The organism is Ralstonia sp. Ralssp110 (assembly GCF_047325135.1).
Classification (GTDB): domain Bacteria; phylum Pseudomonadota; class Gammaproteobacteria; order Burkholderiales; family Burkholderiaceae; genus Ralstonia; species Ralstonia mojiangensis.
This window is the reverse complement of record NZ_CP168610.1, coordinates 838,576-850,700: the sequence shown is the minus strand read 5'-3', so window position 1 is coordinate 850,700 and position 12,125 is coordinate 838,576. Positions and strand designations below refer to the sequence as shown.

Here is a 12,125-nt window from a genome sequence, read left to right as displayed (position 1 = left end):
GACACGTTCGCCGCCCAGAAGCCACACGCTGCGCACGCGCGTCCTGCACTGTCAGCCGCGCCTGCACCCACCCGAATTGCCCGAATCTGCCCCACATCACATCATGTCTGACGCCAAGAAGCCCACGCCGGAGAAGAGCAAGTACCCGGTCAACCTGCTGGACACGCCTTTCCCCATGCGCGGCGACCTGCCCAAGCGCGAGCCGCAGTGGGTCAAGCAATGGCAGGACAAGCAGCTTTACAAGAAGATCCGCGCTGCGCGCAAGGGCGCGAAGAAGTTCATCCTCCACGATGGCCCCCCGTATGCCAACGGTGATCTGCACATCGGCCACGCGGTCAACAAGATCCTCAAGGACATGGTGATCAAGGCGCGCGGTTTGACTGGCCTGGACGCCGTCTACGTGCCGGGCTGGGATTGCCATGGCATGCCGATCGAAATCCAGATCGAGAAGCAGTTCGGCAAGGGCCTGCCGGTCAAGGAAGTGCAAGAGAAAGCGCGTGCGTACGCCACCGGCCAGATCGCGCGCCAGAAGGCGGATTTCGAGCGCCTGGGCGTGCTGGGCGACTGGGCCGATCCGTACCTGACCATGAACTTCCGCAACGAAGCGGATGAAGTTCGCGCGCTGGGCAAGATCCTGGAGAAGGGCTACGTCTTTCGCGGCCTGAAGCCGGTCAACTGGTGCTTCGACTGCGGCTCGGCGCTCGCTGAAGCTGAAGTCGAATACGCGGACCGCACCGACCTGTCGATCGACGTCGGCTTCCCGTTTGCCGATATCGACGCACTGGCCAGCGCCTTCCACGTTGGCGCCGACGTGCTCAAGGCCAAGCCGGGCTGGATCGTGATCTGGACGACGACCCCGTGGACGATCCCCTCCAACCAGGCGTTGAACCTGCACCCGGAAATCGAATACGCGCTGGTCGACACGCCGCGCGGTCTGCTGATCGTCGCCAAGGAGCGCGTCGAGGCCTGCCTGCAAAGCTGGAAGCTCGAAGGCACCGTGCTGGCCACGTGCGAAGGCGCGGCGCTGTCGGGCGTGCGCTTCCACCACCCGCTCGCCAAGATGGACGCGGGCTACGACCGCACCTCGCCCGTCTACCTGGGCGACTACGTGACCATCGATACCGGTACCGGCATCGTCCACTCCGCGCCTGCCTATGGCGTGGAAGACTTCCAGTCGTGCAAATCGCACGGCATGCCCGACTCGGAAATCATCAACCCGGTGATGGGCAACGGCGTGTACGCATCGACGCTGCCGCTGTTCGGCGGCCAGATGATCTGGGACGCCAATCCGAAGATCGTCGAAGTGCTGCGCGAATCCGGCAACCTGTTCGACGCCCACAAGCACCCGCACAGCTACATGCACTGCTGGCGCCACAAGACGCCGATCATCTATCGCGCCACCTCGCAGTGGTTTGCGGGGATGGACGTGCAGCCCAACGACGGCAACGCCACGCTGCGCGAGACCGCGCTGGCAGGCATCGATGCCACCGCGTTCTACCCGTCGTGGGGCAAGCAGCGCCTGCACAACATGATCGCCAACCGCCCGGACTGGACGCTCTCGCGTCAGCGCCAATGGGGCGTGCCGATGGCCTTCTTCGTACACAAGGAAACCGGCGCGCTGCACCCGCGCACGCCTGAGCTGCTGGAGCAGGTCGCCCAGCGCATCGAACTGAGCGGCATCGAAGCCTGGCAGACGCTCGACCCGCGCGAGCTGCTCGGCGACGAGGCTGACATGTATGAGAAGAACCGCGACACGCTCGACGTATGGTTCGACTCGGGCACGACGCACTGGCACGTCATTCGCGGCTCGCACGCGGCGGATCTGTACGACGCTTCGGCCGACCTGCCGGACGGTCGCCTGGCCGATCTGTACCTGGAAGGCTCAGACCAGCACCGCGGCTGGTTCCACTCGTCGCTGCTGACGGCTTCGATGCTGTACGGCAAGCCGCCGTACAAGGGCCTGCTCACGCACGGCTTCACGGTGGACGGCGAAGGCCGCAAGATGTCCAAGTCGATCGGAAACACGATCGCGCCGCAGGAAATCGCCAACAAGATGGGCGCTGAGATCATTCGCCTGTGGGTGGCCTCGACCGACTACTCGGGCGAACTCGCCATCTCGGATGAAATCCTGAAGCGCGTGGTGGAAGGCTATCGCCGCATCCGCAACACGCTGCGCTTCCTGCTCGCCAATCTGACGGATTACGACCACGCCAAGCATGCGCTGCCGACCGAGCAATGGCTCGAAATCGACCGCTATGCCGTGGCGCTGACGGATTCGCTGCAGAAGGAAGTCCTGTCGCACTACGACGTGTACGAGTTCCACCCGGTCGTCGCCAAGTTGCAGACGTTCTGCTCGGAAGACTTGGGCGGCTTCTACCTCGATGTGCTGAAGGACCGCCTGTACACCACGGCGCCCGACTCCGTGGCGCGCCGCTCGGCACAGAACGCGCTGTACCACATCACCCAGGCAATGCTGCACTGGATGGCACCGTTCTTGTCGTTCACGGCCGAAGAGGCATGGCAGGTCTTCGCACACGGCACCGAGCACACCGACACCATCTTCACCAGCACCTACTACAACGCTCCAGTACCGCAAGGCGCCAGCGCGCTGCTGGAGAAGTGGGCCGCCATCCGCAACGTGCGCGGCGAAGTGACCAAGCAGCTGGAAGCGCTGCGCATCGACGGCAAGATCGGCTCGTCGCTGCAGGCGGAAGTGACGGTGTCGGCGGGTGAGTCGGTGCATGACGCGCTGGCCAGCCTTGGCGACGACCTGCGCTTCGTGCTGATCACGTCCGCAGCTAAATTGGAGCGCGCCCCGGAAGGCGGCGATCTGCTCATCACCGTGGTGCCGTCCACGCACGCCAAGTGCGAGCGCTGCTGGCACTACCGCGCCGATGTCGGCCACGACGCGGCCCACCCGACCCTCTGCAAGCGTTGCACCGACAACCTGTTCGGCGCCGGCGAACAACGGAGCGCTGCCTGATGGCCACTCGCAACAACGGCAAGAGCAAATCGATCGGGTTGAAGAAGAGCGGCGGCGGTCATGGCGTGGGCCCCTGGCTCGGCCTGGCCGTCATCTGGATCCTGCTGGACCAGTTGACCAAGATCGCCATCCTCAAGACCTTCACCTACGGCGAGTCGCGGCCGATCACCGGCTTCTTCAACCTGGTGCTGGCCTATAACAAGGGAGCGGCGTTTTCGTTCCTGGCCGCGGCCGGCGGCTGGCAGCGCTGGTTCTTCACGGGCCTCGGCGTGGCGGCGGCGCTGTTCATCGTGTGGCTGCTCAAGCGGCACAGCGGGCAAAAGCTGTTCTGCTTTGCGCTGGCGCTCATTCTGGGCGGCGCGCTGGGCAACGTGATTGACCGTGTCATCTACGGTCATGTGGTGGACTTCCTCGACTTCTACCTGCACAACTACCACTGGCCGGCCTTCAACGTGGCGGACTGCGGCATCACCATCGGTGCGGTGCTGCTGATCGTTGACGAACTGCGGCGGGTGCGTCGCTGACGCTGCCGTGTCAAACCTCCAGCATTGGAACGGCGAAGCGGTGCTGTGCCTCGATGAGGCTGGCCCGCGTATCGCCAGCGAGCAGGATGCGCTGGACCACCTGATCGGCGAGGCGCTGGGGCATGGCGCATCGATGGTTGCCGTGCCGGTCAGCCGCCTTGATGCGGCGTTCTTTGCGCTGCGCACCGGCCTGGCCGGCGGCATCGCGCAGAAGATCACGAACTACCGACTCAAGCTCGCCGTGGTCGGCGACATCTCGGCGCACCTGGAGGCCAGCAGCGCCCTGCGCGACTGGGTGCGGGAATCCAACAAGCGCGACACGATCCGCTTCGTCCCCTCGCTGGACGACCTGGCCGCCGATACGCGGCCCATGCCTGCTGAATGAGGCTCAGGCCCAGTAACGCACGGCGTACCACGCCCGTTTGACGTACTCGGCAAGAATCGACCCGGCTTCGTAGATCGGCACCGACTTGGCCAGCGTATCGCCCGGGAATACGCCGTGTGCACCCCAAGTGACTTCCGGCCATACCTTGCGGAACACCGCCAGCGCCCGGCCGGTGTGATACCAGCTCGTCACCAGTATTGCGCTGTTGACGTGCAGGCCCGCCAACGTCTCGCGCGTCATCCGCGCATTTTCCATCGTGCTGCCGGACACACATTCGTGGCCGATGCGCTCCGCCGGCACGCCGGCCATTACAAGGCGGCGCTCGATCAGCAGGCAATCGCCCTGTCCGCTAACGAACACGCGAGGCGCTACGCCCGCGTGATACAGCTCGGCAGCGCCGATCACGCGCTGCCCCGATTCGCCGCCCAGTACGACGATCACGTCTGCGTGCGCGAGCCCCGGCTCCTCACGCAGCCATGCCTTCGCCCCGCAGACGAGTACCGCGCCGGCCACCACCGCAACGATGGCGCAACCGCCAATCCAAGCGAGAACATTGCGAACTGCGGAACAACCGAAAACCATATCGAGAATGCGCTTTTGAGGAAAAACCCGAGCGCCAGACGCGCCGCGGGGCAAGCCGGTATCATCGCCTCTGTTCAGCAGGAAGCCCCGGGCACCGGGTTGTATCCTGCCCGCGCATATTGCGTCAATCGGATTCCCAAGCGGGTTGTTATGGAACTGCAAGGCAAACATTTCGTGCTCGGCCTGACCGGCGGCATCGCGTGCTACAAGTCGGCCGAGCTGGTGCGGCTGTTGACCAAGGCGGGCGCAACCGTGCAGGTGGTGATGACCGAGGCCGCCGCGCACTTCATCACGCCAGTGACAATGCAGGCGCTTTCCGGGCGACCTGTCTTCACGTCGCAGTGGGACGGCCGCATCGGCAACAACATGCCGCATATCGACCTCTCGCGCGAGGCGGATGCCATCGTCATCGCGCCGGCGTCCACCGACTTTCTGGCCAAGCTCGCGCACGGCATGGCCGACGATCTGCTCTCCACGCTGTGCATCGCGCGCGATTGCCCGCTGCTCGTCGCGCCCGCGATGAACCGGCAGATGTGGGCCGCGCCCGCCACCCAACGTAACGCCGCCCAGTTGCGCGCGGATGACGTCACCCTGCTCGGCCCCGATGCCGGCGACCAGGCCTGCGGCGAAGTCGGCGACGGCCGCATGCTAGAGCCCGAAGACATCGTCGAGCAGCTCATCGGCTTCTTCCAGCCCAAGCTGCTGCGCGGTCACCGCGTGCTGCTGACGGCCGGCCCGACCTTCGAGCCGATCGACCCGGTGCGCGGCATCACGAATCTGTCCAGCGGCAAGATGGGTTTTGCGCTGGCGCGGGCCGCATCGCAGGCCGGTGCAGAAGTCACGCTGGTTGCCGGGCCGTGCCATCAGGACACGCCCGCAGGCGTGCTGCGCATCGATGTGCAAACCGCCCAGCAAATGCACGACGCCGTCATGCACGAGCTGGATGCGGCGAAGAACGACATCTTCATTGCCGTGGCCGCTGTGGCCGACTGGCGCGTGGCGCAAGCCGCGGAACAGAAGCTCAAGAAGCAGAACGATTCCGACGTACCGTCACTTACGTTCACACAGAACCCGGACATCCTGGCCGGTGTGGCGCGCAGGGCGAATGCGCCTTTCTGCGTCGGCTTTGCGGCCGAAACCGAACGGTTGGAAGAGTTCGGCGAGGCCAAGCGCAAGAAGAAAGGCATTCCTCTGCTGGTCGGCAATCTTGGTCAGCAGACCTTCGGCCGCGACGACAACGAAGTCGCACTCTTCGATGCAAAGGGCATCACGCGCTTGCCGCGCGCCGACAAGCTGACGCTGGCGCGCCAGATCGTCGCCGCCATCGCCGACCGCGTCCATGGAGCACGGTCATGAGCGCCGCGCCGATCCGTCTATCGGTCCTGGACCAAAGCCCGGTCATCTACGGCCACAGCGCACGCGACGCCATTGCCGCGACGGTCGATCTGGCGCAACTGACGGATTCGCTCGGCTACACGCGCTACTGGTGCGCCGAGCACCACGGCCTGCGCGGCGTGAGCAACCCCGCGCCGGAAGTGATGATTGCCCGCGTGGCGAGCGCCACGAGGCACTTACGCGTGGGCTCTGGCGGCGTGATGCTGCCGTATTACAGCCCGTTCAAGCTGGCCGAGCAGTTCCGCCTGCTGGAAGCACTGTTCCCGAACCGCATCGACCTGGGTGTCGGCCGCGCACCCGGCGGCGACATGCGCACCGCGCAAGCCGTGGCCATGGGCGATTACAACCGCGGCGACATCTTCCCGCAGCAGGTGCAGGAACTGATCTGGCACCTGACAGGCACGCTGCCGCCAGACCACCCCGCAGCCGGCGTTCTGCTACAACCCGAGATCGATACCAAGCCCGAGTTGTGGATGCTCGGCTCCAGCGATTTTGGTGGGGCGCTGGCCGCGCGCCTGGGCATCCGTTTCGCGTTCGCGCATTTCATCAACCCGCACGTCGGGCACATCGTCGCCCAGCAGTACCGCACGGATTTCGAGCCCGGCTACGATGCGCGCCCGTATAGCGCCGCCGCCGTCTTCGTGATCGCGGCTGATACCGAGGCGGAAGCGCGCCGCTATGAAGCCGCCATCGACCTGCGCCGCGTGCAGATGGCGCTCGGCGTGAACGGTCCGATCCCGACTGTCGAGCAAGGCGAAGCCCACGTCTACACCGAGCGCGACCAGGCCATCGTCATGCGCGAGCGGCCACGCAGCATCATCGGCACACCGGAATCCGTGGCCGAACAGATGCATGCGCTCAAGGAACGCTTCGTCGCCGATGAACTGATCGTGCTGACCGTCGCACCCAGCTACAAGGCGCGCCTGCGTTCATATGAGCTGCTGGCGGAGGCGTTTGCGCTACCATCTCCGGCTTCTGCAACCTCTTCGGCCTGCCCCGCATGAAACTCGACGTCAAGATCCTCGACGCCCGCCTGCACGAACAGCTCCCGCAGTACGCCACCACCGGCAGCGCCGGGCTGGACCTGCGCGCATGCATCGACGCCCCGCTCACCATTGAGCCCGGCACCACGCATCTGGTCCCGACCGGCATGGCCATCCACCTGGCTGATCCGGGTTATGCCGCGCTGATCCTGCCGCGCTCTGGCATGGGCCACAAGCACGGCATCGTGCTCGGCAACCTGGTCGGCCTGATCGATTCCGACTACCAGGGCCAGCTCATGGTCAGCACGTGGAACCGTGGCAGCACGGCGTTCGTGCTCAATCCGATGGAGCGCCTTGCACAACTCGTGATCGTGCCGGTGGTGCAGGCAGAGCTGAACATCGTCGATGACTTTGCCGAGAGCGAGCGTGGCGCAGGTGGTTTCGGCAGCACCGGGCGCCACTGACAACATCGCCCACACATAAGAAAAAGGCCCGGAGATTCCGGGCCTTTTGTTTGGTGCGACAAACTTCGTCAAGCTTCCGCTTCTTCCTGGGCAGGTGCCGGCGGCGCTTCGTTCTCGGAGAACTCCAGCTTCACCGCATCCGCATTGTCCAGATCCACGACCACCTTTCCGCCGTTCACCAGCTTGCCGAACAGCAGCTCGTCGGCCAGCGCCTTGCGGATCAGGTCTTGAATCAACCGTTGCATCGGGCGTGCACCCATCAGCGGGTCGAAGCCCTTCTTCGCCAGGAAGCGACGCAGCTTCTCGGTAAAGATGGCATCCACCTTCTTCTCGTGCAACTGCTCTTCCAGCTGCATGAGGAACTTGTCGACCACGCGCATGATGATTTCCTCATCGAGCGAGCGGAAGCTGATGGTTGCGTCCAGACGGTTGCGGAACTCCGGCGTGAACATGCGCTTGATGTCGGCCATCTCGTCGCCCTGTTCGCGCGCCGTGGTGAAACCGATCGTTGCCTTGTTCATCGTCTCGGCGCCCGCATTGGTCGTCATGATGATGATCACGTTGCGGAAATCCGCCTTGCGGCCGTTGTTGTCCGTCAGCGCGCCGTGGTCCATCACCTGCAGCAGGATGTTGAAGATGTCCGGGTGGGCCTTCTCGATCTCATCCAGCAGCAGCACGCAATGCGGCTTCTTGGTCACAGCTTCCGTCAGCAGACCGCCCTGATCGAAGCCCACGTAGCCCGGAGGCGCGCCGATCAATCGGCTCACCGCATGGCGCTCCATGTACTCCGACATGTCAAAGCGGATCAGCTCGATGCCCAAGATGAATGCGAGCTGCTTGGCGACTTCGGTCTTGCCCACTCCCGTGGGGCCGCTGAACAGGAACGAGCCAATCGGCTTGTCCGTCTTGCCCAGGCCTGCACGCGACATCTTGATCGCCGAAGCGAGCGCATCAATGGCCGGATCCTGCCCGAACACGACCGACTTCAGGTCGCGCTCCAGCGTCTGCAGCTTGCTGCGATCGTCCTGCGACACGCTTTGCGGCGGGACGCGGGCGATACGCGAAACGATGTCTTCGATCTCACCCTTGCCGATCGTCTTCTTCTGCTTCGACTTCGGCAGGATGCGCTGCGCTGCACCGGCTTCGTCGATCACGTCGATCGCCTTGTCCGGCAAATGGCGGTCGGTGATGAAGCGGGCCGACAATTCAGCCGCAGCCGTGAGTGCCGACGACGCGTACTTCACGCCGTGGTGCTCTTCAAAGCGGGACTTCAGGCCGCGCAAAATCTGCACGGTCTGATCAACCGTCGGCTCCACCACGTCGATCTTCTGGAAGCGGCGCGACAGCGCTGCGTCTTTCTCGAAGATGCCGCGATATTCCGTGAACGTCGTCGCACCGATGCATTTGAGTGCGCCCGACGACAGCGCCGGCTTGAGCAGGTTGCTTGCGTCCAGCGTGCCGCCCGAAGCCGCACCGGCGCCGATCAGCGTATGGATCTCGTCGATGAACAGGATCGCGTTTGGATTGTCCTTGAGCGACTTCAGCACGCCCTTCAGGCGTTGCTCAAAGTCGCCGCGGTACTTCGTGCCGGCCAGCAGCGCACCCATGTCGAGCGAATAGACGACGGACTTCGCGAGGATGTCCGGCACTTCGCCCTTCGTGATGCGCCATGCCAAACCTTCCGCGATGGCCGTCTTGCCGACACCGGCCTCGCCCACCAGCAGCGGGTTGTTCTTGCGGCGGCGGCACAGCACCTGCACCACGCGCTCGACTTCCTGCTCACGGCCGATCAGCGGGTCGATCTTGCCGGCCTTGGCCAGCGCGTTCAGGTTCTGGGTGAACTGCTCCAGCGGGCTTTCCTTCCCGTCGCCGCCTTCGCCTTCGGGGTTGCCTTCGCCCTGCTTGGCGGGCTCAGCCTGGTCCTTGCGGATGCCGTGGCTGATGAAGTTCACGACGTCCAGCCGGGTCACGCCCTGCTGCTGCAGGTAGTACACCGCGTGCGAATCCTTCTCGCCGAAGATGGCGACAAGCACGTTCGCGCCCGTCACTTCCTTCTTGCCGTTGGACGTGGATTGCACGTGCATGATGGCGCGCTGGATCACGCGCTGAAAACCCAGCGTGGGTTGCGTGTCCACCTCGTCCGTGCCGGGCACCACAGGCGTGTTGTCGGCGATGAAGTTCTTCAGATGCGTGCGAAGGTCTTCGATGTTGGCGGCGCAGGCGCGCAGCACCTCCGCGGCCGTCGGATTGTCCAGCAGCGCAAGCAGCAGATGCTCCACCGTAATGAATTCGTGGCGAGCCTGCCGGGCTTCGACAAACGCCATGTGCAGGCTGACTTCCAGTTCTTGCGCGATCATGCTTCCTCCATCACGCACTGCAGCGGATGCCCCGCTTGCCGTGCATGGGTTGACACTAATTCCACTTTCGTCGCGGCGATATCCCGTGTGTAGATACCGCACACGCCCCTACCTTCCCGATGCACAGTCAGCATGATCTGTGTGGCGGTCTCCCGGTCTTTGCTGAAATACTGCTGAAGAATCATCACGACGAATTCCATCGGGGTGTAGTCGTCGTTGAGCAGCAGCACCTTGTACATCGCGGGCGGTTTGAGCGCTTGCTCTTTCCGCTCGAGGACGGTGCCTGCATCGTGTTGTGGAGTGGTCGCTTGCCGGATTGCCATGGTCTTATTCTAACCACTCCTTTCGAGTTCGCAATTTGGGGAAATAACACCGACTTCAAGGTCTACAAACGGTTTGGCCCGTGGAGCGTGCGTCCGTCAGCCCTCGAACGCGAGGCGTTTTACCGCCCCTGCGTTGACTGGAACCGGCGCAAGCTCCGCGCCTGAGATGCCAATCGTTTTCCGTACTTGGAGGCGATCGGCTGGATTTCGAGCAAAACCTCTTCAGAAACTGACCGTTTTTCGCCACAAACCCACCCTTTGTGGCCTTGACAGTCTCTTACAATCCTCGAACAATCGAATTCAGCATGTGCGCCCTACTGCCCCGCAAACCGTTGGCAGCGAGCCGCATGAATGGTGAGCCCGGGAGGCCTCACACCAGTCGACAACAGATCGACAACCGCTTCAGGCTGTGGCGTTTGCCACAAGAAGACCGATCGCTTGCGGCGCGGTTCCACCCGCGCCATTCGTCGTGCCGTGCTGGCCGGCGGCCGGGCGATGACTGCGCGGTACCGCTCTGCACTGCCCCGACAGGCATACCTCCCGGCTCGGACTTGTGTTTTAACGGAGGGGTTTTCATGGCACTCGGTACGGTCAAATGGTTTAACGACGCCAAGGGTTTCGGTTTCATCTCGCCTGACGAAGGCGGTGAAGAGCTGTTTGCGCATTTCTCGGCCATCCAAATGGCTGGCTTCAAGACGCTCAAGGAAAATCAGCGCGTCTCGTTTGAAGTGACGCAAGGCCCGAAGGGCAAGCAGGCCACCAACATCCAGGCTGCCTGATAGGCGTTGCGCGGCACCCCGCCGGATGGCGACGGTGTCCAAATGCAAAAAACCCGGCGACATGCCGGGTTTTTTGTTGCCGCGGCGCGAGACAATGCCGGAGATATCTCGCCGCACGCAACACGTCATTTCAGCGGGTTGTGCGCTACGGCATGGATGATCCCCGTGTCATTTCAAGGAGCCCCCGCCCATGAAACATTCTCTGCCCCGCACCGCCGCCACGGCCACGCTGCTGATTGCCGTGCTATTTCCTGCAGCCGCCCGCGCCCAGCTTGGCGACCTCATCAAGGGGGCCACGCAGGGCAACAGCCAGGGCGCCACAGGCGGCCTTGGCAGCATTGGCAGCCTGGGCGGTGTGCCGTCGCTCGGGTCATTGACGTCGGGGAGCACCGGCAATGTAGCTGGCGTGCTGGAGTTCTGCATGAAGAACAATTACCTGGGCGGCGCGACCGATGCGGCGTCGGTCAAGGACAAGCTGCTCGGCAAGCTGGGCGGTGCGCCGACGTCCAACCCGGGTTACACCGACGGCACAAAAGGCATCCTGACCGGCTCGGATGGCAACTCATTCGACCTGAGCAGCATCAAGTCGCAAATCACCCGGCAGGCGTGCGACAAGATCCTGTCGCAGGGCAAATCCCTGCTTTGAGCCGCGGCGCAGGCAAGCGCGCACTACACTGCAATATCGACTGACCGTTCGCCTGTCTTCCACGCCCCGAGGGAGCCTCATGCTGGAAACCGCCGCGCTGGCCGCCGGGCTGTCTTGGACCAGCGGATTCCGCCTCTATCTGGCCGTATTTGCTGCTGGCGTACTCGGCCGCACGGGTTGGCTGCATTTGCCGTCCGGCCTGCAGATGCTGGAATCGTGGTGGGTGATTGGCCTGGCCGGCGTACTGGCCGTGGCGGAATTTCTCGCCGACAAGATTCCCGGTTTCGATTCCGTTTGGGATGGCATTCAGACCTTCATCCGCGTGCCTGCGGGCGCGATTCTGGCTGCGGCCGCGTTCGGGCAGCTCGATCCGCAATGGATGGTGGCTGCCGGACTGATTGGCGGGACGCTGGCCGGCACGGCACATGCCACCAAGGCCGGTACGCGCGCGCTGATCAACACGTCGCCGGAACCGTTCTCGAACTGGGTGGCGTCGTTCAGTGAAGATGTAGCCGCCAGCGGTGGTTTGCTGATGGCATTTTTCCTGCCAGTTGCGTTCTTGGTGGTCCTGGGGCTGCTGCTGTTGGTATCGGTGTGGTTACTGCCCAAGCTGTGGCGCGGCGTGCGGCGCCTGCGGGATGCGCTGCGCGGGCGATCACCTGAGCCGCCGCCGGCCGGCACCACCCGGCTGCCGCGCTAAGGCG

At 63.9% G+C, this 12,125-nt stretch carries 12 protein-coding genes; 9 read left to right on the top strand and 3 right to left on the bottom strand.

All coding sequences use genetic code 11. From position 1 onward, the window contains the following. Nucleotides 1–103: 103 nt before the first annotated feature. The 3 genes from ileS to ACEN9T_RS12725 are packed head-to-tail and all read left to right on the top strand — an operon-like array spanning nt 104 to nt 3,892. On the top strand, nt 104–2,983 hold the full coding sequence (gene ileS / locus ACEN9T_RS12735) for an isoleucine--tRNA ligase (protein ID WP_092972774.1): 2,880 nt from the start codon (nt 104–106) through the stop codon (nt 2,981–2,983). Beyond that, a complete protein-coding gene (gene lspA, locus ACEN9T_RS12730; protein WP_092972772.1) occupies nt 2,983–3,507 on the top strand; it encodes a signal peptidase II in 525 nt (174 codons plus the stop codon). The genes ileS and lspA overlap by 1 nt, the downstream gene beginning before the upstream one ends. A gap of 7 nt (nt 3,508–3,514) precedes the next feature. Beyond that, nucleotides 3,515–3,892: a DUF4180 domain-containing protein gene (locus tag ACEN9T_RS12725; RefSeq protein WP_092973018.1), complete on the top strand. Its 378-nt coding sequence runs from the start codon at nt 3,515–3,517 to the stop codon at nt 3,890–3,892. A 3-nt stretch (nt 3,893–3,895) separates the two neighbouring features. On the opposite strand, the gene ACEN9T_RS12720 is transcribed toward ACEN9T_RS12725, so the two are convergent. Continuing rightward, nucleotides 3,896–4,474 (bottom strand): YdcF family protein, encoded by a 579-nt coding sequence (locus ACEN9T_RS12720; RefSeq protein ID WP_092972770.1) that lies wholly within the window; start codon nt 4,472–4,474, stop codon nt 3,896–3,898. A 150-nt stretch (nt 4,475–4,624) separates the two neighbouring features. Here ACEN9T_RS12720 and coaBC point away from each other — a divergent pair, with 150 nt between their 5' ends. Genes coaBC through dut form a run of 3 tightly spaced genes read left to right on the top strand, consistent with a single transcriptional unit; the run spans nt 4,625 to nt 7,316 of the window. Continuing rightward, nucleotides 4,625–5,830 (top strand): bifunctional phosphopantothenoylcysteine decarboxylase/phosphopantothenate--cysteine ligase CoaBC, encoded by a 1,206-nt coding sequence (gene coaBC / locus ACEN9T_RS12715; RefSeq protein ID WP_413707882.1) that lies wholly within the window; start codon nt 4,625–4,627, stop codon nt 5,828–5,830. Then, complete coding sequence (locus ACEN9T_RS12710) at nt 5,827–6,873, top strand: LLM class flavin-dependent oxidoreductase (RefSeq protein ID WP_092972766.1); 1,047 nt, start codon at nt 5,827–5,829, stop codon at nt 6,871–6,873. The genes coaBC and ACEN9T_RS12710 overlap by 4 nt, the downstream gene beginning before the upstream one ends. After that, nucleotides 6,870–7,316 (top strand): dUTP diphosphatase, encoded by a 447-nt coding sequence (gene dut / locus ACEN9T_RS12705; protein ID WP_024974963.1) that lies wholly within the window; start codon nt 6,870–6,872, stop codon nt 7,314–7,316. The genes ACEN9T_RS12710 and dut overlap by 4 nt, the downstream gene beginning before the upstream one ends. Before the next feature lie 68 nt (nt 7,317–7,384). On the opposite strand, the gene clpA is transcribed toward dut, so the two are convergent. Together clpA and clpS are read right to left on the bottom strand one after the other, a co-directional pair. Next, nucleotides 7,385–9,673 (bottom strand): ATP-dependent Clp protease ATP-binding subunit ClpA, encoded by a 2,289-nt coding sequence (gene clpA, locus ACEN9T_RS12700; RefSeq protein ID WP_413707881.1) that lies wholly within the window; start codon nt 9,671–9,673, stop codon nt 7,385–7,387. Then, nucleotides 9,670–9,996, bottom strand: a complete 327-nt coding sequence (gene clpS, locus ACEN9T_RS12695) for an ATP-dependent Clp protease adapter ClpS (protein ID WP_011002382.1) — start codon at nt 9,994–9,996, stop codon at nt 9,670–9,672. The genes clpA and clpS overlap by 4 nt, the downstream gene beginning before the upstream one ends. Nucleotides 9,997–10,571: 575 nt before the next feature. On the opposite strand from clpS, the gene ACEN9T_RS12690 reads away from it, so the two are divergent. The 3 genes from ACEN9T_RS12690 to ACEN9T_RS12680 all read left to right on the top strand — a co-directional run bounded on the left by ACEN9T_RS12690 (nt 10,572) and on the right by ACEN9T_RS12680 (nt 12,121). Beyond that, complete coding sequence (locus tag ACEN9T_RS12690) at nt 10,572–10,775, top strand: cold-shock protein (RefSeq protein WP_004631953.1); 204 nt, start codon at nt 10,572–10,574, stop codon at nt 10,773–10,775. A 190-nt stretch (nt 10,776–10,965) separates the two neighbouring features. Further along, nucleotides 10,966–11,421, top strand: a complete 456-nt coding sequence (locus tag ACEN9T_RS12685; protein ID WP_413707880.1) for a DUF2501 domain-containing protein — start codon at nt 10,966–10,968, stop codon at nt 11,419–11,421. Nucleotides 11,422–11,500: 79 nt separating this feature from the next. Then, nucleotides 11,501–12,121 carry a DUF4126 domain-containing protein gene (locus tag ACEN9T_RS12680; protein WP_413707879.1) on the top strand — a complete coding sequence of 207 codons (621 nt, stop codon included), beginning with the start codon at nt 11,501–11,503 and terminating at the stop codon, nt 12,119–12,121. The last annotated feature ends 4 nt before the right edge of the window (nt 12,122–12,125 follow it).

Excerpts from the sequence above, each read along its gene's own strand:
- ileS (WP_092972774.1), top strand. The coding sequence starts at position 104 with ATGTCTGACGCCAAGAAGCCCACGCCGGAGAAGAGCAAGTACCCGGTC.
- ACEN9T_RS12685 (WP_413707880.1), top strand. The coding sequence starts at position 10,966 with ATGAAACATTCTCTGCCCCGCACCGCCGCCACGGCCACGCTGCTGATT.
- clpS (WP_011002382.1), bottom strand. The coding sequence starts at position 9,996 with ATGGCAATCCGGCAAGCGACCACTCCACAACACGATGCAGGCACCGTC.
- ACEN9T_RS12710 (WP_092972766.1), top strand. The coding sequence starts at position 5,827 with ATGAGCGCCGCGCCGATCCGTCTATCGGTCCTGGACCAAAGCCCGGTC.
- clpA (WP_413707881.1), bottom strand. The coding sequence starts at position 9,673 with ATGATCGCGCAAGAACTGGAAGTCAGCCTGCACATGGCGTTTGTCGAA.
- coaBC (WP_413707882.1), top strand. The coding sequence starts at position 4,625 with ATGGAACTGCAAGGCAAACATTTCGTGCTCGGCCTGACCGGCGGCATC.
- ACEN9T_RS12690 (WP_004631953.1), top strand. The coding sequence starts at position 10,572 with ATGGCACTCGGTACGGTCAAATGGTTTAACGACGCCAAGGGTTTCGGT.
- dut (WP_024974963.1), top strand. The coding sequence starts at position 6,870 with ATGAAACTCGACGTCAAGATCCTCGACGCCCGCCTGCACGAACAGCTC.
- ACEN9T_RS12680 (WP_413707879.1), top strand. The coding sequence starts at position 11,501 with ATGCTGGAAACCGCCGCGCTGGCCGCCGGGCTGTCTTGGACCAGCGGA.
- lspA (WP_092972772.1), top strand. The coding sequence starts at position 2,983 with ATGGCCACTCGCAACAACGGCAAGAGCAAATCGATCGGGTTGAAGAAG.
- ACEN9T_RS12720 (WP_092972770.1), bottom strand. The coding sequence starts at position 4,474 with ATGGTTTTCGGTTGTTCCGCAGTTCGCAATGTTCTCGCTTGGATTGGC.